Origin of the sequence: Stenotrophomonas sp. ATs4 (genome assembly GCF_051861585.1) — a bacterium.
In the GTDB taxonomy this organism is placed as follows: domain Bacteria; phylum Pseudomonadota; class Gammaproteobacteria; order Xanthomonadales; family Xanthomonadaceae; genus Stenotrophomonas; species Stenotrophomonas maltophilia_AS.
Genome location: NZ_JBLYPK010000007.1, coordinates 24941 through 44370, shown reverse-complemented (window position 1 = coordinate 44370; position 19430 = coordinate 24941). Strand labels below are relative to the sequence as shown.

Below are 19430 nucleotides of genomic sequence, written 5' to 3'. Positions count from 1 at the left end.
TTGTCCGACGATGCCGGCTTGGTCGTCAGCGTCCCGGGAACCATCTGCCCTTCACTTTCATGAATGAATCTGGGAGGGAAGCGGCGGTCCATATCAAGTGCAGTAGTACATGTGCCGATAGGGCCACATCCCCCCGTTTTGGATACCCCCATGAACTACTTGAGGAACGTCAGGGTTGCCTGGCGTCTTGGCCTTGGCTTTGGCCTGTTGCTGCTGCTGGTTGCTGCCGTGGTCGCTACCGGCGCCACGGCAACGGTCGTGCAGAAGCGCGCGATGCAGCAGGTGGTCGACGTCAGCGTGGCCAAGGTGCGCCTGTTGTCGCAGATGCTCGATGCCAACAACCAGATGATGGTGGTGCGCCGCGAGATGCTGATCCGCCAGGGCGAAGACCGCGCCAGCGACGAGAAGCGCATTGCCGATCTGGTCAAGCGCTACGAGGCCAGCTGGAGCGCCTACCAGGCGCTGCCGGGTGATGCCGAGGGCAAGGCCATTGCCGAAACCATCGCCGCCAAGCGTGCCACTGCGCGCCCGCTCAACAAGCAGACCAGCGAACTGATGGAGCAGGGCGATTACCCCGGCGCCGTGGCGCTGACCCTGGGTCCAGTGCAGGAGGCTGCCAACGGCTGGAACAAGGCGCTGTCCGATGGCGTGGACTTCGAAGAGAAGGAAAGCCGCGATGCAGCCGCCGAGGCGATCCGCCTGGGCGAGCGCAGCCTGTTGCAGTTGCTGGTGCTGGGCGGCATTGCGTTGCTGGTCGGCATCGGTGCCTCGGTGATGATCGGCCGCAGCCTGACCGGTCCGCTGGCCCGCGCGGTGAACCTGGCCGAACGCCTGTCAAAGGGCCAGCTGGACCAGGAGTTCCGCCTCGGCGGCCGCGATGAACTGACCCAGTTGGGCGAAGCCATGGCCAGTGTGCGCCAGAGCGTGCAGGCGACGATCGGCGCGCAGCTGCAGATGGCTGAGCAGCATGAGGCTGGTGCGATCCGCTATCGCATGGATGCCAGTGCATTCCCCGGTGATTTCGGCCGCATGGTGCAGGCCACCAACCATCTGGTGGAATCGCACGTGCAGGTGGAACTGTTGATGGCCGAGGTGATGCAGCGCTACGCCATTGGCGACCTCAGTCGTGACCTGCCGGATTACCCCGGCGAGAAGGGCGCGCTGACCCGCACCCTGGCGGCGGTGAAGCAGAGCCTGATGGCGATCAACGCGCAGATCGATGAACTGGCCCGCGCCGCGCGCGCCGGTGACTTCAGCATGCGTGGCGATGCGGCTGCGTTCCAGTACCAGTTCAAGGCGATGGTCGAGCACCTCAACGGCATGATGGCCAGTTCGCAGGCCAGCATCGCCGATGTTTCCGACGTGCTGCGCGCGATCTCGCACGGTGACCTGACCGCACGCATGGATGGTGAGTACGACGGTGTGTTCGCGCTTATGCGCGATGACGCAAACACCACCACCGCACAGCTGACCGGCATCGTGCGTGGCATCCAGGTGGCCGCCGACAGCATCAACAACGCGGCGCAGGAACTGGCCGCCGGCAACAACGACCTGTCGCGCCGCACCGAGCAGCAGGCGGCCAATCTGGAAGAAGCCGCCGCATCGATGGAGGAACTGACTTCCACCGTGCGCCAGAACGCCGAGTTGGCGCGTCAGGCTGACAGTGAAGCGCATGCCGCCGGTGCCGCAGTGCGCGAGACCGAGCAGGCGATGACACAGATGGCGTCGGTCATGGGTGAGATCGATCAGTCCTCGGCACGCATCTCGGAAATCTCCACGGTGATCGACGGCATCGCGTTCCAGACCAACATCCTGGCGCTGAATGCTGCAGTGGAAGCCGCGCGTGCAGGTGAGCAGGGTCGCGGTTTTGCCGTGGTTGCCAGCGAAGTGCGCACGCTCGCACAGCGTGCCGGTGTCGCCGCCAAGGAGATCAAGGAGCTGATCGAAGACGCCGCTGCCAAGGTGAAGAGTGGCCTGGCGGTGACTGTTGAATCGGAAGCCGCGATCGCGCGCGTGGCCCAGGCCAGCTCGCGCACCACCCAGCTGATGAGCGATATCGCAGCGGCCAGCAAGGAACAGGCCGCCGGTATCGAGCAGGTCAACCAAGTGGTGGTGCAGATGGACCAGGTGACCCAGCAGAACGCTGCCCTGGTGGAAGAAGCCACCGCTGCCAGCCGCGCGCTGGAAGAACAGGCGCATGCACTGACCACGTCGGTGTCGGTGTTCAAGGTGGAAGGCGAAGCTGCTTCGGTTATGCCGCGTCGCGCGGCCTGAGCTGCTGCCAGCGCAGCGACAGGAATACGGCCGCCTTGAGCGGCCGTATTTCAATGAGCCGGCTCAGACAGTCGGAAGCATGGCCATCATTGTTCCAGAACGCTGCCGAGCATGGCCCCCAGTGCATACAGCACGGCCAGGGTAGGGGGCATCACCAGAAGGTAGACGGTCGTCCAGCTCTTTCCGGAAAGCCACGCACCCATGCCGATGGCGTCGAGTGCAACGGTCTGCAGCATCACCGGCATCTCCCTTCGTGCTGCTTGCCGAATCGTTCGCCGGGCCACTGGCTATCGAACTAGCGGTGGCCGGGCTGCCCGGATTGCGTGGGTTGGCATTGAGTACGACCTTCGCGCGCAGGCCGGTGCCGCTGCCTGCGGCGAGTGCACGGATACTGGCTCCGGCGTGGCCGTTGCCGCCACTCGCGTTGATGGCCCGGTTGCTGCTGGGGCAGTGGCGGACGCGCGCGAACCTGCGTGAGCTGGGCCTGGCAATCACGCAGGTGCCGGCCGCAACCCTGCGCCAACGTGCTGCGACGACGCTGCAGGTGGACGTTCGTGCACTGCTGCCGGAACTCGTGTTGCCGACGCTATGCCTGCATGCCCGGCAGGACCGCCTGCTGTGGCCGCCCAGCGTGGCCGAGCTGCAGGCGTTGTTGCCCAATGCCCGGCATGTGTCGCTGGAGGGGCCGCATCTGCTGCTGCAGGCGCGCGCTGACGCAGCTGCAGCCGAAGTTGCCGCGTGGATGAGGACGTTGTCGCACTGAGATGCTCTCAGCCGCGCGCGCGGGTGCTCGCGGCTTTCTTCGCCGTCACCTTGCGCACGGTCTTCTTCGCCGCACGGGTCTTCGCTGCCTTCTTCGCCGCAGCACCGCGTGAGGCGGCGGTGCCGGCTTTCTTGACGACAGCTTTCTTTGCCGCCTTCTTCGTGGTCGTCGTGCGGGCAGGCGCCTTCTTCGCCGCTGCCTTCTTCGCCACCTTGCGCCCACTACCACTGCGCTTGCCGCCGCCGTCCTGCTTGTTCACCGTGGCCCAGGCAATGCGCTCTGCGGTGCCTTCGCTGGCACCGCGCTCGCGCTCGCTCTCCTCGATATGCTCGGCCTGGCGCTTCTGCTTTTCGGTATAGGCGGACTTGTCACCTCGGGGCATGGCCGGTTCTCCGGTGGGGGCTGGCCCCCACGGTGGTCCTGGCGGCGTTAAGCGCAAGTCCCGCAAGGGTGATCGCACCGGCAAGGGGCCTCGGCTATGCTTGCCGCATGCGAGTCGAGCCCGCCGACATCGAAGCCCTGTTCGACGCCATCCCGGATGTGCTGTTCTTCATCAAGGACCTCCAGGGGCGTTACACCCACGTCAACCAGACCATGCTGCGACGGCTGGGCCTGCGCGCGCGCAAGGACGTGATCGGACGTACCGCTGCCGAGATCTACCCGACCGGCCTCAGTGCCGACTACGTCGACCAGGACGCCCGCGTGCTGTCCGGCGAGGTGATCGAGAACCTGATGGAGCTGCACCTGTTCGCCAACCGCGAACCGGGCTGGTGCCTGACCTGCAAGCGCCCGTTGGTGGTCGATGGGAACATCGAGGGCCTGATCGGCATTTCCCGCGATCTAGGCCAGAAGGACAGCCTGGGTACCCAGTACGAGCAGCTGCGTCTGGCCCTGGCCCATCTCAATGCGCACTACGCCGAGAACGTGCGCATGCAGACTCTGCTGGACATCACCGGCTTTTCGCTGTCCAAGCTGGAGCGCAGCTTCCGCAAGGTGTTCCAGATGACCCCGCAGCAGGTGCTGACCCGGTTGCGCATCCAGATGGCCATGCACCTGCTGCATGGCGACGACAGCATCGCCTGCATCGGCCAGGCCTGCGGTTTCAGCGACCAGAGCGCCTTTACCCGCAAGTTCAAGGCTGAAACCGGTTTCTCGCCGCGTGCCTACCGGGCCCGTATTGGAGGGAATGTCGGCGAGCCCGCGCTGGCCTGAGCCGCCTGCTGCGCTGTGCCTATCCCCGTGGGCATGGGACAGGGTAAGGTGTCGCCCCTGTAGCCCGCCGCCAGCCCTGCCGATGCCCAACTCGATTCCGACTGCTTCGCCGTCCCGCCTCGGGCACTCGCTCAAGCCCCGCCAGCTGATCATGATGGGCCTGGGCAGCGCCATCGGCGCCGGCCTGTTCCTCGGCTCGGGTGTGGGTGTGCAGGCGGCCGGTCCGGCAGTGCTGGTGTCGTACCTGGTGGCTGGCGCGCTGGTGATCATCGTGATGAACGCGCTGGGCGAGATGGCGGCGGCCAAACCGACCAGCGGCGCGTTTTCGGTGTATGCGGCCGACGCCATGGGCGCGACCGCCGGCGCCACCGTAGGGTGGCTGTGGTGGGTGCAGCTGGTGATCGTGATCGCTGCCGAGGCGGTCGGGGCGGCCGGCCTGCTGGCCTCGGTGTGGCCGGCGATACCGGTGCCGATGGCAGCGCTGGCGTTCATGCTGTTCTTCACCGCGATCAACCTGCTCGGAGTGAAGAACTTCGGCGAGTTCGAATTCTGGTTCGCCATCCTCAAGGTGGTGGCGATCCTGGCCTTCATCGCTATCGGCGTGGCGCTGCTGATGGGCTGGCTGCCGCAGGTGACCTCGCCAGGCCTGAGCAACTTCACCGAGCATGGCGGCTTCGCCCCGAAGGGTCTGGCCGGCATCGGCGCGGCGCTGCTGGTTGTCGTGTTCGCCTTTGGCGGCACCGAGATCGTGGCCGTGGCCGCAGCTGAAACGGAAGACCCGGAACGCAGCATCGCCCGCGCCATCCGCACCGTGGCCTGGCGCATCCTGGTGTTCTATATCGGCTCGCTGAGCGTGATCATCGCCGTGGTGCCTTGGACCAGCGAAGCGCTGAAGTCCCCGTTTGCCGCCGTGCTGGATATCGCCCGCATTCCCGGCGCCGGTACCGCCATCACCCTGATCGCGGTGATCGCGCTGCTGTCGGCACTCAATGCCAATCTCTACGGCGCTTCGCGCATGATGTACTCGCTGGCACAGCGTCGCGAAGCCCCGGCCGTGCTTGGCTGGACCGATCCGCGCCAGGTGCCGGTGATCGCGGTGCTGGCCAGTGTGCTGTTCGGTTTCGCGGCCACGGTGATGGAGCTGCTGTTCCCGGACAAGGTGCTGCCGGTGCTGCTGAACATCGTCGGTTCCACCTGCCTGCTGGTGTGGACGTTGTCGCTGGTCTCGCAGCTGGTGCTGCGCCGCCGCGCCGATCGCCTGGGCACCCGCCTGCCGTTCCGCATGGCCGGCTTCCCATGGCTGACGGTCTGTGCGTTGGCGATCCTGGCACTGATCTTCGGCCTGCTGCTGAGCGAATCGCATACCCGCCTGCAGTTCCTGTCGATGGTGGCGCTGACGGCCACCATCGCCGCCAGCAGCGCCATCGCGCGGCGCATGCGCGAGGCGTGATTGATCCCGCCGGGCATGGCCCGGCGCTACCGATACACCCTGCGCACATGATGCGTGCCATCCTGATCGTGTGGGCCGCCAGCGGCCCGTCGACCGGGAGTACCGCATGCTGCGCAGCCGTCCCTTCCTGATGTTCACCGGCCAGGCCGAGGCCGCCCTGGCCGTGTACGCCGAAGCCTTCGCCGATTTCCGCCTGCTGGCCCTGCAGCGCCACCCGGAAGGCCCGGGAGCGGGGGTGCCTGGGCAGGTGCGCCAGGCCATCTTCCTGCTCGGTGGCACCCACTACCTGTGCTTTGACAGCCTGGACGTGCACGACTTTACCTTCACCCCATCGATCTCCCTGTTCGTCGAGTGTTCCGGCGCCGAGCAGTTCGAGCGCGCGGCGCGCGTGCTGGGCGAGGGCGGGCACTGGCTGATGCCGGTGGGCGACTACGATTTCAGCAACCGCTATGGCTGGGTGCAGGATCGCTTCGGCGTGTCGTGGCAGTTGAGCCTGGGGCAGATGCCGGATCCGTGATGGCAGGGCATCCACGCATGGCGTGGATCTACCGGAGAATGCGCCACGCGTGGATGGAAACCCAAACGGCCCGGTTTCGCCGTGGCAGGTAGTAGATCCACGCCATGCGTGGATTGAAACGAGAACGGCCCGCTTGCGCGGGCCGTTCTCGTTTTCGATGGATCGAGGGATTACGCCTCGACTTCGTCGTCCCTGTAGGCGTCGACCGGGATGCAGGCACACATCACGTTCTTGTCGCCGTACACGTTGTCCACGCGGGCCACCGGCGGCCAGTACTTCTGCAGCTTCAGGCTCGGCAGCGGGAACGCAGCCAGTTCACGCGGATAGGCGTGGGTCCACTCGCTGGCGGTCACAGCGGTGGCGGTGTGCGGCGCGTTCTTCAGCGGGTTGTCCTCGCGGTCCAGACGGCCGTCTTCGATCGCGGTGATCTCTTCGCGGATCTGGATCATCGCATCGATGAAGCGGTCCAGTTCATGCAGCGATTCGCTCTCGGTCGGTTCGACCATCAGCGTGCCGGCGACCGGGAAGCTCAGCGTCGGCGCATGGAAGCCGAAGTCGATCAGGCGCTTGGCCACGTCCTCGGCGCCGATGCCACTGGTCTTTTCCAGCGGACGCACGTCCAGGATGCACTCGTGTGCCACCAGCCCGTTGCGGCCGGTGTACAGGGTCTTGAAGTGCGGGGCCAGGCGCTTGGCGATGTAGTTGGCGTTGAGCTGGGCCACCTGGGTGGCCTTGCGCAGGCCTTCGGTGCCCATCATCGCGATGTACATCCAGCTGATCGGCAGGATCGAGGCGCTGCCGAAGCTGGCCGCGCTGACCATGCCGACCGGACCGTTGTCACCCAGCTTGCCCGGCAGGAACGGAGCCAGGTGTTCCTTGACCGCGCACGGGCCAACGCCCGGGCCACCGCCGCCGTGCGGGATGCAGAAGGTCTTGTGCAGGTTCAGGTGCGAAACATCCGAACCCCACTTGCCCGGCTTGGCCACGCCGACCAGGGCGTTCATGTTGGCGCCGTCGGTGTACACCTGGCCGCCCTGCTTGTGGATGATCTCGCAGATCTCCACCACTTCCTCCTCGAACACGCCGTGCGTGGACGGGTAGGTCATCATGATCGCGGCCAGGCGGTCGCTGTACTTCTCGGCGTTGAGGCGGATGTCTTCCACATCGACATTGCCGTTGGCGTCGGTCTTGGTCACCACCACCTTCATGCCGCACATCTGCGCCGAGGCCGGGTTGGTGCCGTGCGCCGAATCCGGAATCAGGCAGATGTCGCGATGATCTTCGCCGCGCGAACGGTGATAGGCGCGGATCGCCAGCAGGCCGGCGTATTCGCCCTGCGCACCGGAGTTCGGCTGCAGGCTCACCGCATCATAGCCGGTGCATTCCACCAGCATCGCTTCCAGCGAGTCGATCAGTTCCTTGTAGCCCAGCGCCTGGTCAGCCGGGACCAACGGATGGATCTGCGAGAACTCCGGCCAGGTCACCGGGATCATCTCGGCGGTGGCGTTGAGCTTCATGGTGCACGAGCCCAGCGGGATCATCGTGCGGTCCATCGCCAGGTCCTTGTCGGCCAGCGAACGCAGGTAGCGCAGCAGTTCGTGCTCGCTGTGGTGCGTGTTGAACACCGGATGGGTGAGGAACGCGGACTGGCGCAGCAGGCCGGCCGGCAGTGCGTCGGCGGTGCTGGCATCCAGTGCGTCCACATCCAGCGCTGCACCGAACACCGCCGCCACGGCAACGATGTCGGCGCGGGTGGTGGTTTCGTCCAGGCTGATGCCGACCGAGTCGCTGTCGATCGCCCGCAGGTTGTAGCCGGCAGCGCGTGCCTTGGCGTGGATCTCATCGGCGTGTACGCCGGTGACATGCAGGGTGTCGAAGAAGTCGCCACCGACCTGTACGCCGGCACCGCGCAGCGCGCTGGCCAGGATCGAGGCCAGGCGATGGGTGCGGCGGGCGATACGGGTCAGGCCTTCCGGGCCGTGGTAGACGGCGTACATGGACGCCATCACCGCCAGCAGCACCTGTGCGGTACAGATGTTGGAGGTGGCCTTCTCGCGACGGATGTGCTGCTCGCGGGTCTGCAGGGTCAGGCGGTAGGCCGGGTTACCCTGCGCGTCGATCGAGACGCCGATCAGGCGGCCCGGCATCGAGCGCTTGTAGGCGTCACGGCAGGCCATGAACGCGGCGTGCGGGCCACCGAAGCCGAACGGCACGCCGAAACGCTGGCTGTTGCCGACCACGATGTCCGCGCCCCATTCACCGGGTGCCGCCAGCAGGGTCAGGGCCAGCAGGTCGGTGGCCACGGCCACCAGACCGCCGCGTGCGTGCACGGCATCGACCAGCGCCTTGTAGTCGCCCACCTGGCCGAAGGTGTCCGGGTACTGCAGCAGCAGACCGAAGCTGTCCGCTTCCAGCGCTTCGGCCGGGGTGCCCACGCGCAGCACGATGCCCATGGGCTCGGCGCGGGTGCGCAGCAGTTCCAGCGTCTGCGGGTGCACCGCGTCATGCACGAAGAAGGTGTCCGACTTCGACTTGGCCGAACGCTTGGCCAGGGTCATCGCTTCAGCGGCGGCGGTGGCTTCGTCCAGCAGCGAGGCGTTGGCGATTTCCATGCCGGTGAGGTCGGCGCACAGGGTCTGGAAGTTGATCAGCGCTTCCATGCGGCCCTGCGAGATTTCCGCCTGGTACGGGGTGTAGGCGGTGTACCAGGCCGGGTTTTCCAGGATGTTGCGCAGGATCACGTTCGGCGTGTGGGTGCCGTAGTAACCCTGGCCGATGAAACTGCGCAGCACGGTGTTCTTGTCGGCGATCGCACGGATCTTCGCCAGCGCCTGCACTTCGGTGATCGACTCCGGCAGTGCCAGCGGTGCCGGCGACTTGATCTTGGCCGGGACGATGGCATCGGTCATCGCATCCAGCGATGCGTGGCCGATGACGCCGAGCATCTGCGCGATCTCGGCATCGTTGGGGCCGATATGACGCTCGACGAACGCGGAATGGTGCTCGAGCTCACGCAGGGAAGGGGTGTTCTGGGACATGGCGAAGGATCCGTCAGGAAAGGGCACACGCACGGGCACAAGCCGCCGGTCGGCGGTCTGCGGGGCGCCCCTCTGTCCTTTTGCCTGAGAGTTTAAAAGCGCGGCGGACCGCAGCTTCGTGCCCCTTCGGCGCCGGATCGAACCGGTCTCTCCAGAGTTCTGTTACGGGTGGTATCGGGCCTGAGCGATTACGGGCGTTGCGCCTTCGGCAGCGGTGTTCCGCTTCTCCCACCGTGTTGCCGGCCGATTATAGCCCGTTGCGGGCCCGCGGACCGCTTCCCCGGGCGCCTGCCGCGGCTGAATGGCCGATGGCCCGGTCGTGCGTTTTGTGCATCCCTGCATGGCGCCCGGCGCAATCCACACCTATGATGGGCGGATACCCGAATTCATCTGGCGCTGTCCCTGCAGAAGGGGACCGGCGCCCGCCGTGCGTGCCGCGCATGGCCCTGCCGGACGCCTTTCCCATGACCGCCGCTGTTGCTCCTTCCACCCGCCGCATGGCCCTGCTGCTCGCTGGCCTGGCCATGTTCGGTCCGTTCTCGATCGACACCATCTTCCCGGCGTTCCCGCAGCTGGCCCAGCGCCTGGCGGTGGATGAGGTGGCGGTGCAGCAGACGGTCAGCGTGTACCTGTTGTTCTATGGCCTGATGAGCCTGGCGCATGGCCCGCTGTCCGATGCCTGGGGCCGCAAGCGGGTCATCCTCGGTGGCCTGGTGATCTTTGTCGGCGCCTCGGTGGGCTGCGCGCTGTCCACCGATCTGACCACGCTGCTGGCGTTCCGCGCGCTGCAGGGCCTGTCGGCGGGCGTGGGCATGATCGTCGGCCGCGCGGTGATCCGCGACCTGTACCACGGCCACGACGCGCAGCGCCTGATGAGCCAGGTGTCGATGCTGTTCGGCATCGCCCCGGCGATCGCACCGATCATCGGTGGCTGGATCCTGCTCAGTGGCGCCGGCTGGCCGCTGATCTTCTGGTTCCTGGTGGTGTTCGCGCTGGTCCTGCTGGCCGCTACCGCACGCTACCTGCCGGAGACCCATCCGGTCGAGGCACGGGTGGGGCTGTCGCCGCGCACGTTGATGCGTGATTACGTGCGCATCGGCTTCAACCCGCGCTTCCTGCGCCTGGCCCTGGCCGGCAGCATCGGCTTCGGCGGCATCTTCCTGTACATCTCTTCGGCGCCGGTGTTCGTGATGCAGCACCTGCATCTGGGCGAAGGCGGTTTCGCCTGGCTGTTCATTCCCACCATTGGCGGCATGACCACCGGTTCGTTCCTGTCCGGACGCATGGCCGGGCACACCACGCCCACCCGCCAGGTGGCAATCGGCTTCAGCTTGTGTGCGCTTTCGGCGCTGTTGAACGTCGGCTACGTGGCGCTGTCTCCACAGTTCGTGCTGCCGTGGGCGGTGCTGCCGATCTTCCTGGGCGGCATGGGCATGGCGCTGATTTTCCCGATCCTGGCGCTGGCGGTGCTGGACATGTATCCGCACCAGCGTGGCCTGGCGTCGTCGTTGCAGGCCTTCGTGCAGCTGATGATCAGCACCGTGGTGGCTGGCGTGGTGTCGCCGCTGCTGAGCGCCAGCCCGCTGCACCTGGCACTGGGCCAGGCGGCCTTCTTCGGCGCCGGCTTCGTGTTCTGGTACTGGGAACACCAGCGTGAACGCGCGGCACAGGCGGCCTGCACGGGCCATTGAGCAGCGCGCAGGGGTAGGGCGGGCCGTGAGGCCCGCAACCCTTGCGACAGGGAACGGCCGGACTAGGCTGGGCACTCCAGCCAGCCGGTGCGTGGATGCACGACAGCCAGCCATTCCGATGTCGTTGCACGAGGTACCCCCATGGCTGCGCAGCAGACCTACCGCCTGTTCGAGGTGGCGCTGAAAGAGCGCCGTGTTCTTTCCCCTTCCCTGGACCGCATGGTGTTCACCGGCGCCGACGTGGCGCGGATGAAGACCGAAGGCCCGGACCAGCGGATCAAGGTGTTCTTCCCCTTGCCCCGCCAGGACCTGCCGCAGGTACCCAGCGGCGAAGATTGGTATCGGCGATACCGGGCGTTGCCTGACGATCAACGGCCGCCGATGCGCACCTACACCATCCGCCAGCTGCGCGCCGAGCAGGGCGAGGTCGATGTCGATTTCGTCATCCATGGCGAAACCGGCCCCGCCTCGCGCTGGGCCATCCACGCCCGCCCGGGTGACCGCGTCGTGCTGCTGGCCCCGGACGCCGACTGCGCCGAGAGCAGCGAAGGCTGGGAATGGAAGCCGCCGGCCGGTGTCGGCCAGGTGCTGCTGGTGGCTGATGAAACAGCATTGCCTGCGGTGGCAGGCATCCTTGAGGAGCTGGCTGACATGATTGAGCCGCCGCGCACGCTGGCCCTGCTGGAAGTTGCCCAGGGCGGCGACGCGGTGCCACTGAAGGCACCTGCCACCGCCGAGCTGGTGTGGCTGCCGCGTGGGCAGGCGGCCTACGGCCAGCCATTGCTGCGGGCAGTACAGGCGCGGCTGGCAGCGGCCTCAAGCGTGGTCGATGGCGATGCGCTGGAGGAAATCGACGTCGATGCGCAGATCCTGTGGGAGCAGGCCGACGCCAGCGTGGCCGGGCCGCTGTATGCGTGGGTGGCGGGCGAAGCAGGAGCGGTGATGGCGATCCGCCGTCACCTGGTGCGTGACTGCGGGCTGGACCGTCGCGCCATCACCTTCATGGGCTACTGGCGGCACGGCAAGGTGCTGGACTGAGTGGGAGCGTGAAGCGGCGCTGCGGGCGGGGTGCGTTATCCTTGCGCCCCCCTCGCAGCGGTACCGCACCATGTCCACCAGCTCCAAGATCCGCCGCGACCAGCGCCGTCGCCAGGAAAAGCAGGCCGCCAACAAGGCTGCCGCGCAGGCCTCGCCGGTGGAGCCGCATGCCGAACTGCGCGACGCGCAGCGCACCCTGCTGGCCGGTGTCGTGCGTAGAGATGGCGAATGGGTGCTGGGCATGGATGGCCGCATCGCGGGCCAGAGCGAGAGCGCTGCCCAGGTGCTTGCCCTGATCATGCAGGCCGGCGAACTGCACGAACGCAAGGGTACGCCAGTACGTCTTGTGTACTCCGATGCATTGCGCGATGCGGCTCAGGCCGAAGCGAAGGAAAAGGGCCAGACCTTCGAGGAATTCAAGGCCGCACTGGCTGCGGCGATGGCCGCGAAGAAGAACAGCTGATCGCTGTTGCGATAGAGCCGGCCGCTGGCCGGCTGCCCGTTGGATTTCCACCGTGCAGTTGCCGGCCAGCGGCCGGCACTACCAGAAAGGGGCGGATCCTCGCGGATCCGCCCCTTTTCTCATTTCGCCGCGGGAGCCGCGTTGGCCTGCCAACCGCACATCTGGCCTTCGTTCTGCTGCTTCAGCCACGCGTTGACCGGGCTGAAATACTCGATCATCGGGCCGGCATCGAGCTTGTCGGTACCGGTCAGTTCCTTCAGCGTAGCCTGCCACGGCTGGCTGGCACCCTTGCTCAGCATCGCCCAGTACTTCTGGCCGGCTTCCTTGTTGCCGTAGAAGGTGCACTCATGCAGCGGCCCCTTGTAGCCGGAGGCATCGCACAGGCCCTTGTAGAATTGGAACTGCAGGATGCGCGCCAGGAAGTAGCGGGTGTACGGGGTGTTGCCTGGCACGTGGTACTTCGCACCCGGATCGAAGAACTCTTCACCGCGGGTGCTGGCCGGAGCCACGCCCTGGTACTTGGCCTTCAGGTCCCACCACGCCTTGTTGTAGTTGTCGGCGGTGATGGAACCATCGAACACGCCCCAGCGCCAACGGTCGATCATCAGCCCGAACGGCAGGAACGACACGCCCGACAGGGCCATGCGCATCTGGTTGTTGATGACCGCCTCGCGGCTTTCGGTCGGTGCGTCGACCAGGCCGATCGAGCTGAGGTACTTGGGCGTCATCGCCAGCACGATGGTGTCGCCGATCGCTTCATGGAAGCCATCGTTGGCACCGCCCTGGAACAGCGGCGGCAGCGGGTTGTAGGCCAGGTCGTAATAGATGTGGCCCAGCTCGTGGTAGATGGTGGTGAAGTTCTCTTCGTTCGGCTTGATGCACATCTTGGTGCGCACATCGCCTTCCATGTTCATGTCCCAGGCGCTGGCGTGGCAGACCACGTCGCGGTCGTCAGGCTTGATGAACTGGGTTTTTTCCCAATAGGACTGCGGCAGGGACGGCATGCCCAGCGACACGTAGAAGTCCTGCGCGCGCTCGGTCATCTGCTTGGCGGTACGCAGCTCGGCCTCACGCTGGGCCTTGTACTGCGCGGCCACGTTGGCGTCCTTGCCGGCCTTGGCCAGCGCTGCGCTCAGGTTGGTCTGGTACTGCTTCTCAAGCGCAGCGGTGATGTCCAGGCTGCCGGCACCCGGATACGGTTCCAGCTGGTCCCACAGGTTGGACCAGTCCTGCTGCCACATGTTGCCCAGCAGGTGCGCGGCGATCAGGCCGTTGCCCACTTCGGCCTTGTCCTTGCCGTAGGTCTTGTCCAGCTTGCCGCGTGCGTAGCAGTGCAGCTGCTCGTACATCGGCTTGACCTGTTCCCACAGACGGTCGGTTTCCGGGCCGATCTGCTCCGGCGGCATGTCGTAGCCGCTGCGCCACATCTGGCCGGCATCGGTGAAGCCCATGCCCTTGGCACCTTCGTTCACCAGGCCGACGAACTTCTGGTAGTCGCCGCGCATGCTCTTGGTGGTGCTGTGCCAGCCCTGCCAGGCGTCGAGCTGCTTGTCGTAATCGCGGCTGCGCGCCAGCACCTGCTCCAGTTCGCCCAGCTGGCGGCAGGAGTTCGGATCGTTGGCGTCGGTGCAGTACTTGCCAGCACCGTAGCTGCCTTCCATGCGGGTGGCGATCTGGGTCAGTTCGGCCAGCTTGGCTGGATCGCGCGGTGCCGGCATCGACGACATCAGCTTCAGCAGGTGGATCGCGCGCTTGCTGTCTTCGCTCATCGGCTTGCCGTCGAACTTGGCGGCCTGTTCGATCCAGCTGTTGAGCTGGGTCAGCGAGCGCTCGTTGGCCTTGGCTGCGATGCGTTCTGAATCGCTATTGATGTAGGTGGAGGACAGCCACTGCGCCGAGGTCATCTCCGGGTAGGCCGCCTTGAATTCGGCATTGATGCGGGCGACGAACTGGTCGGCGGTTTCGCCGGCCGGCGCGCTGCTGCTGGCGGTGTCGGTGCCTGGGGCAGCTTCCTTCTTGCAGGCGGCCAGGGCCAGCGTGGCGGCGGCGATTGCCGAGGCCAGCAGGAGATGACGGTGTTTCACGGGCGGTCCTTGGGTGGTGAACGACGGCCGAAGGCTAGTGGGCCGTCGCTGCCACCGCAAGTGGCGGAAGTCGGCCGGGCGGCGCCCGGCACCCGCAGAGGCCTTCAAGCAACGGCAAAGCCGAAGCAACAGCAACAGCGGACTATCCGTGGTTTGGCGGGGCGTGTCCGGTTGCGGGGGACGCCGTAAATCCGTCCATGGAGGCTCGGTCGCGCCATCCATGGCGCTCACGCCCCCGCAACCGGACCCACCCCGCCTTCGACAATTGACCGCGACCTGTTGGAAATCCACGCCATGCGTGGATCAATCTTCATCGAAATCGAATATCTCGGATTGAATTCGAAGAGCATCCACGCATGGCGTGGATCTACCAGACACCGGAAAACTGTCAGAGGTGGGGCGGTGTCGGAGTGCGGGGTGTCAGCCGCATGGATGCGGCTGCCAAGCCTACATGGACGTACTTGCGGCGTCCCCGCATTCCGACACCGCCCCGCCAAACCACGGAATGCCTGCTTCTGCTGTTGCCGTTGCTTGTGCAGTGGCCTCGGCGGGTGCAGGGCGCAGCCCTGCCGAACAACCCTCAGCCTTCGCAGTTGGCGAACACGTCGCGATCACGCTCGTACAGCGAGGTCTTCACCTGCATCAGGCCCAGCACCGACGGGAACAGGTTGTCGTGGTCGGTATACGCCGCCGAACGCTTGCGCACGCACTGCAGGTCCAGCCCGCGGCTGCTGGCGAAGCCCTGCGAGAACCACATCGTCATCGGCACCCGGGTCTGCTCGGCCGGGGCAATCGCGTAGGGCACGCCGTGCAGGAACAGGCCCTTCTCGCCCAGCGACTCACCGTGGTCGGACAGGTAGATCATCGCCGTGTCGTAGTCCTGCATGCCCTGCAGCGTGCCGATGGTCTTGGTCAGGAAGTGATCGGTGTACAGCACGGCATTGTCGTAACTGTTGGTGATCTCTTCGCGCGAGCAGCGGCCGATGTCACGGGTGTCGCAGGTCGGGGTGAAACGACGGAATGCAGGTGGGTAGCGCTCGAAGTAAGCCGGGCCGTGGTTGCCCAGCTGGTGCAGCACCACCACGCGGTCGCCAGGTTTCGCACGTACCTGGGTGGCCAGGTCCTGCAGCAGGATTTCATCCATGCAGCGGCCATCGGCGCACAGGCCCGGCGTGGTGGCATCGGACAGCGACTGGAAGTCCAGCCCCTCGCACACGCCCTTGCAGCCGGACTGGTTGTCACGCCACAACGGCGCGATGCCGGCGCGGTTCAATACGTGCAGCAGCGACTGGTGCGCGCGGATCTTCTTTTCGTCGTAGTCATGGCGGCCCCACGGCGAGAACAGGCACGGCAACGAAACCTCGGTGCTGGTGCCGCACGAATGCATGTCAGGGAAGTTGACCACGCTGGCCTGGGCCAGTTCCGGGGTGGTGTTGCGGCCGCCGTTGAGGCCCCAGTTCTGCGCGCGCACGGTCTCGCCCATGACGATCACCAGCAGGCGCGGCTTGCTGGCCGGGGCGCGTGGCGTCGCCTTGGCGTCGGCACCGATCGGCAACTTGGGTGCGCGCTGCACCGGATTGTCTCCGCGCAGTGCACGCGGCATGCCCAGCAGCACATTGGCCGGGGTGGCCAGGTAGCGCACTTCACGCTGGTTGCGCATCAGCGCCGAAACATCCTGGAACGAGATCAGCGCGCCGCCCACGGCGGTCACTGCCGCTACCACAAGGAAGGCGATGCGCCAGAGCAGGCTGCGGCCCCAGCTGCGGCGACGCAGCTGCACGCGCCACAGTACGATCATCGGCAGCACCGCCAGCAGCAGCACCGGCCACAGCAGCGACACGGTCATCAGCTCGCGGCTTTCCTTCGGGTCGGTCGCCAGCACGTTGCGCAGCATGTCCGCATCCAGATAGATGTGGTAGCGGCTCATGTAATGCGCGGCGAACGCGGTCACCAGCAGCAGCACGCTGATCACCACCTTCGCGTTCCAGCGCCAGACCAGGATGCCCAGCAGCAGGCCGTGTGCGCCCAGCAGCAGCAGCAGCAGCGAAAGCGCGTAGCGCAGGCTGCCCGGATGGCTGGCCATCGCGCTGTGCCAGAACAGGCCGTTGCCGGCTACCGCGAAGAACAGGCTGGTCAGCGTGATCAATGCTTCGGTGGAAAGCTGCGGACGCCAGCGACGAAGACTTGCCAACGCAGGAAGGCGCGCGGGGCGTTGGACCGATGCACTCATGCGTTTGCCTCCTGGCGGTTGGGACGGTCCAGCTGACGGCGGATCAGGACGCGTTTGACGATCAGGTACAGGCCCAGCGAAAGCAGCCAGCAGATCATTGCAGTGGCCATGTCATGGGAGAGGAAGTGGGCGCCGCGCAGCTGCTGGCTGATGCCGAACACCAGGCCGGCGCCGAGGCCGATCCACAACCCGGCCCAGCGCCAGGCAGGACGCCACAGCAGCGCGAAGAAGTACAGGCAGAGCCAGGCGTAACCGGCGCTGGCGTGGCCCGCCGGGAAGCAGGCCTGGGGCGACATGCCGGTCGGGCGCACGGTCAAAAGCCCGATGAAGGGCTGGTTGCCGCCATAGCGCAGCAGGTCCCAGGGGCATTCCATCGGCACCAGTGATTTCAGCAGAGAGATCACGCCGGTCCCCAGCGCCATGGCAATTACGACATAAAGCAGCGCCCACCGCAGGGTGCGATCGCGACCCTTACGCCAGTGGTGGAAGCACAGCAGAATCGCCACAAGCGCTGCTGCCGTGCTCAGCCATTTGCCAGCCTTGTGCACAAGTGAGCGGGTGATCCACGCGTCCTGCAGTGCCCAATGGCCACCCTCAAGGCGGAACAGGTGATCGGCCACCCATTGATCGCCGCCGAATCCCATCAGCAGCGTAAACAGGGGCAGACCAATTGCGACAGGCAGCCAGAAGTGGGTTACGGCAAATCGTGACGCCAGTGGCGATGTCGCAAGCGGCGCTACCGAATCAAGGGGACGGACGGGCATGCTGGGAAAGTGCGGTTCGGGAATCCGCGGTCATGCTCGTCACCTGGATGTCGGAGAAGGGTCGGACGCTCGTTCGTGCCGGGTTAATGTCTGCCCGGCGCGTGCCAACGTTCAGTCTTCTTCGGCGGTCGACCCGGTTCGTTCGGCATGGCACTGAGGGTCCCACGCCGTACCTGGAAGCAGTTGCCAACGATTCCTGTTGGCAACACCGATATCGATCACCTTGCCTAGGTCCACGCACGGGCTCATCGCATCATCCAGCACCAGCAGCCAGCGCTTGTCCGGCGCCTCGGCCAGCCACGGGCCGGCGTCATGCCATTGCTCGGCCCAGGGCCGCTTGAAACCGAACTCGCGCACTGGCCGGTCGGCCTGCAACAGGTTCTGTTCGCGCCAGGCGACCAGGGCCAGTTCGGCGTCGGGGCCGATCCGTGCACCGACCCGGCGCATCAGTGCGGAGGCCGAGGCATACGGATCCAGCGCCGGGATCAGCACCAGGCCGTAGAGCATCCACAGCATGCCGTGGGTAAGCAGCACCAGCGTTGCGGCACGACGCACCCGCAGCCACACGATCAGCGTGGCCAAGGCAATGGCAAAGGTCAGCAGACCGTCGCCCAGCACCGGCAGCAGGGTGTCGGGCATGGCCCGGCGTTCCAGCTGTGCCACCGCCCAAGGATGTTCGGTCATCAACATCACGCCGAGCACGCCGGTGGCCAGCATCAGCATCAGGCTGTAGCCGAACAGGTAGCGGCGCACGCACAACCGACGCAGCAGGCCCGGCAGCAGTGGTGCTACGGCCAATGCCATTGCCGGCAGCATCGGCAGCAGATAGACCTCGCGCTTGCCCGGGCTGGCGCTGAAGAACACCAGTACCAGCAGGGCCCAGCCCAGCAGCAGCCACTGCCGGAGGTCGCCACGGCGCAGGCGGCGCCACCAGGGGTTGAACAGTATCGGCAGCAGCAGGCTACCGGGCAGCCACAGCGTGAGGATCACCTGCAGGTAGTACCAGACCGGCTGCCGGTGGTGCCACGCATTGGCGTAGCGGGTGCCGGTCTGCTTGAACAACAGTTCATGTGCATAGGCCTGCAGCTCGGCACTGGGTGAATGCAGCAGGGCCCAGCCAAGCGGCGCCAGCCAAACGCCCACGCCCAGCAGGAACGCGGGAATCAGCCACAGCAGGGTGGCAGGATGTGAACCCTCCACACGGTGCCCGCGACGGCGCTGGTACAGCCACCAGCCGAACCAGGGCAGCACCATCAGCAGCGGCAGGAAGCCCACACCCTTGGTCACCGTACCCAGCCCGGCAGCAAAGCCGGCCAGCCAAAGCGCAGGCAGATTGCGGCGTTCGCACAGATGGCGCATCAGCCCCCACAGGGCCACGGTGGTCATGCCCACCAGCGCCATGTCGATCTGCGCGCGCTTGGCCATCAACCCGAATTGCAGGGTGCAGAACAGCGCGGCCAAGGCATAGACGGAATGCCGCGGTGACCACAATCGCCGTGCCAGATCTGACACCAGCCACAGGCTGAGCAGGGCGCCCAGCAGTGATGGCAACAGGAACGACCACTGCCAGCTGCCGACCACCTCGTAGGCGACCGCCTGCAGCCACATGAACACCGGCGGCTTCTCCGCATAGAGCTCGCCGCCCCGGTGCGGCAACAGCCATTGCCCGCTTTCGACCATGGTCCTGGCCGCCAGCACGAAACGTGGCTCGTCCGGTGGCTGTGGCTGCCTGAGGCCGATGCCCGCTGCCAGTGCAGCGATGATCAGCAGCCACAACAGGGGCAGGCGCCATTGGCGGGGAAGGGCTACGGGCACGGCAGGCTCCGGGAGCAAAACAGCCACTCTGGGGTGGCAAAGGTGGAAAAAGCGTCAGAACGGGGCAGGGCGACCGCATTCCGACATGGGC

The 19430-nt window shown here is 66.2% G+C and carries 14 protein-coding genes, 1 pseudogene and 1 riboswitch; of the genes and pseudogenes, 8 read left to right on the top strand and 7 right to left on the bottom strand.

Annotated features, from left to right (window positions below; all coding sequences use genetic code 11):
- The first annotated feature begins 150 nt into the window (after positions 1-150).
- On the top strand, positions 151-2274 hold the full coding sequence (locus tag ABR323_RS13585) for a methyl-accepting chemotaxis protein (protein ID WP_439449685.1): 2124 nt from the start codon (positions 151-153) through the stop codon (positions 2272-2274).
- 86 nt (positions 2275-2360) lie between these two features.
- On the opposite strand, the gene ABR323_RS13580 is transcribed toward ABR323_RS13585, so the two are convergent.
- Entirely contained in the window at positions 2361-2510 is a 150-nt protein-coding gene (locus ABR323_RS13580; RefSeq protein ID WP_439449684.1) for a hypothetical protein, read from the bottom strand.
- Positions 2511-2512: 2 nt separating this feature from the next.
- Between ABR323_RS13580 and ABR323_RS13575 the strand changes: the two are divergent.
- Positions 2513-3037 (top strand): annotated as a pseudogene (locus ABR323_RS13575) (alpha/beta fold hydrolase); the annotation flags it as partial.
- 7 nt (positions 3038-3044) lie between these two features.
- Here the strand turns inward: ABR323_RS13575 and ABR323_RS13570 are convergent.
- Positions 3045-3419 (bottom strand): hypothetical protein, encoded by a 375-nt coding sequence (locus tag ABR323_RS13570; RefSeq protein WP_439449683.1) that lies wholly within the window; start codon positions 3417-3419, stop codon positions 3045-3047.
- A gap of 107 nt (positions 3420-3526) precedes the next feature.
- On the opposite strand from ABR323_RS13570, the gene ABR323_RS13565 reads away from it, so the two are divergent.
- The 3 genes from ABR323_RS13565 (at position 3527) to ABR323_RS13555 (ending at position 6216) form a co-directional block, all read left to right on the top strand.
- Positions 3527-4249 carry an AraC family transcriptional regulator gene (locus tag ABR323_RS13565; RefSeq protein WP_135274746.1) on the top strand — a complete coding sequence of 241 codons (723 nt, stop codon included), beginning with the start codon at positions 3527-3529 and terminating at the stop codon, positions 4247-4249.
- 82 nt (positions 4250-4331) lie between these two features.
- Positions 4332-5699: an amino acid permease gene (locus tag ABR323_RS13560; RefSeq protein WP_135274745.1), complete on the top strand. Its 1368-nt coding sequence runs from the start codon at positions 4332-4334 to the stop codon at positions 5697-5699.
- Between the two features lie 106 nt (positions 5700-5805).
- The gene (locus ABR323_RS13555) at positions 5806-6216 is read left to right on the top strand and encodes a VOC family protein (protein ID WP_439449682.1); all 411 of its coding nucleotides are present in this window, start codon (positions 5806-5808) and stop codon (positions 6214-6216) included.
- A 170-nt stretch (positions 6217-6386) separates the two neighbouring features.
- On the opposite strand, the gene gcvP is transcribed toward ABR323_RS13555, so the two are convergent.
- Positions 6387-9254, bottom strand: coding sequence for an aminomethyl-transferring glycine dehydrogenase (gene gcvP, locus ABR323_RS13550; RefSeq protein ID WP_439449681.1), 2868 nt, complete (start codon positions 9252-9254; stop codon positions 6387-6389).
- Between the two features lie 62 nt (positions 9255-9316).
- A riboswitch (glycine riboswitch) is annotated at positions 9317-9419 on the bottom strand.
- A gap of 299 nt (positions 9420-9718) precedes the next feature.
- Here gcvP and ABR323_RS13545 point away from each other — a divergent pair.
- The 3 genes from ABR323_RS13545 (at position 9719) to ABR323_RS13535 (ending at position 12446) form a co-directional block, all read left to right on the top strand.
- On the top strand, positions 9719-10945 hold the full coding sequence (locus ABR323_RS13545; RefSeq protein WP_439449680.1) for a multidrug effflux MFS transporter: 1227 nt from the start codon (positions 9719-9721) through the stop codon (positions 10943-10945).
- A gap of 141 nt (positions 10946-11086) precedes the next feature.
- Positions 11087-11983: a siderophore-interacting protein gene (locus ABR323_RS13540; protein ID WP_439449679.1), complete on the top strand. Its 897-nt coding sequence runs from the start codon at positions 11087-11089 to the stop codon at positions 11981-11983.
- Between the two features lie 70 nt (positions 11984-12053).
- Entirely contained in the window at positions 12054-12446 is a 393-nt protein-coding gene (locus ABR323_RS13535) for a hypothetical protein (RefSeq protein WP_439449678.1), read from the top strand.
- Between the two features lie 119 nt (positions 12447-12565).
- Here the strand turns inward: ABR323_RS13535 and ABR323_RS13530 are convergent, their stop codons facing one another.
- The 4 genes from ABR323_RS13530 to ABR323_RS13515 form a co-directional block, all read right to left on the bottom strand.
- On the bottom strand, positions 12566-14530 hold the full coding sequence (locus tag ABR323_RS13530; RefSeq protein ID WP_135274739.1) for a M2 family metallopeptidase: 1965 nt from the start codon (positions 14528-14530) through the stop codon (positions 12566-12568).
- Positions 14531-15110: 580 nt separating this feature from the next.
- The gene (locus ABR323_RS13525; protein ID WP_439449677.1) at positions 15111-16760 is read right to left on the bottom strand and encodes a phosphoethanolamine transferase; all 1650 of its coding nucleotides are present in this window, start codon (positions 16758-16760) and stop codon (positions 15111-15113) included.
- Entirely contained in the window at positions 16757-17524 is a 768-nt protein-coding gene (locus ABR323_RS13520) for a phosphatase PAP2 family protein (protein WP_135274737.1), read from the bottom strand. The genes ABR323_RS13525 and ABR323_RS13520 overlap by 4 nt, the downstream gene beginning before the upstream one ends.
- 111 nt (positions 17525-17635) lie before the next feature.
- The gene (locus ABR323_RS13515) at positions 17636-19357 is read right to left on the bottom strand and encodes an ArnT family glycosyltransferase (protein WP_439449871.1); all 1722 of its coding nucleotides are present in this window, start codon (positions 19355-19357) and stop codon (positions 17636-17638) included.
- Between the last annotated feature and the right edge of the window lie 73 nt (positions 19358-19430).

Bases quoted from the DNA above. Each gene is read 5' to 3' on its own strand.
- ABR323_RS13585 (WP_439449685.1), top strand. From the start codon at position 151: ATGAACTACTTGAGGAACGTCAGGGTTGCCTGGCGTCTTGGCCTTGGC.
- ABR323_RS13580 (WP_439449684.1), bottom strand. From the start codon at position 2,510: ATGCTGCAGACCGTTGCACTCGACGCCATCGGCATGGGTGCGTGGCTT.
- ABR323_RS13570 (WP_439449683.1), bottom strand. From the start codon at position 3,419: ATGCCCCGAGGTGACAAGTCCGCCTATACCGAAAAGCAGAAGCGCCAG.
- ABR323_RS13565 (WP_135274746.1), top strand. From the start codon at position 3,527: ATGCGAGTCGAGCCCGCCGACATCGAAGCCCTGTTCGACGCCATCCCG.
- ABR323_RS13560 (WP_135274745.1), top strand. From the start codon at position 4,332: ATGCCCAACTCGATTCCGACTGCTTCGCCGTCCCGCCTCGGGCACTCG.
- ABR323_RS13555 (WP_439449682.1), top strand. From the start codon at position 5,806: ATGCTGCGCAGCCGTCCCTTCCTGATGTTCACCGGCCAGGCCGAGGCC.
- gcvP (WP_439449681.1), bottom strand. From the start codon at position 9,254: ATGTCCCAGAACACCCCTTCCCTGCGTGAGCTCGAGCACCATTCCGCG.
- ABR323_RS13545 (WP_439449680.1), top strand. From the start codon at position 9,719: ATGACCGCCGCTGTTGCTCCTTCCACCCGCCGCATGGCCCTGCTGCTC.
- ABR323_RS13540 (WP_439449679.1), top strand. From the start codon at position 11,087: ATGGCTGCGCAGCAGACCTACCGCCTGTTCGAGGTGGCGCTGAAAGAG.
- ABR323_RS13535 (WP_439449678.1), top strand. From the start codon at position 12,054: ATGTCCACCAGCTCCAAGATCCGCCGCGACCAGCGCCGTCGCCAGGAA.
- ABR323_RS13525 (WP_439449677.1), bottom strand. From the start codon at position 16,760: ATGAGTGCATCGGTCCAACGCCCCGCGCGCCTTCCTGCGTTGGCAAGT.
- ABR323_RS13520 (WP_135274737.1), bottom strand. From the start codon at position 17,524: ATGCCCGTCCGTCCCCTTGATTCGGTAGCGCCGCTTGCGACATCGCCA.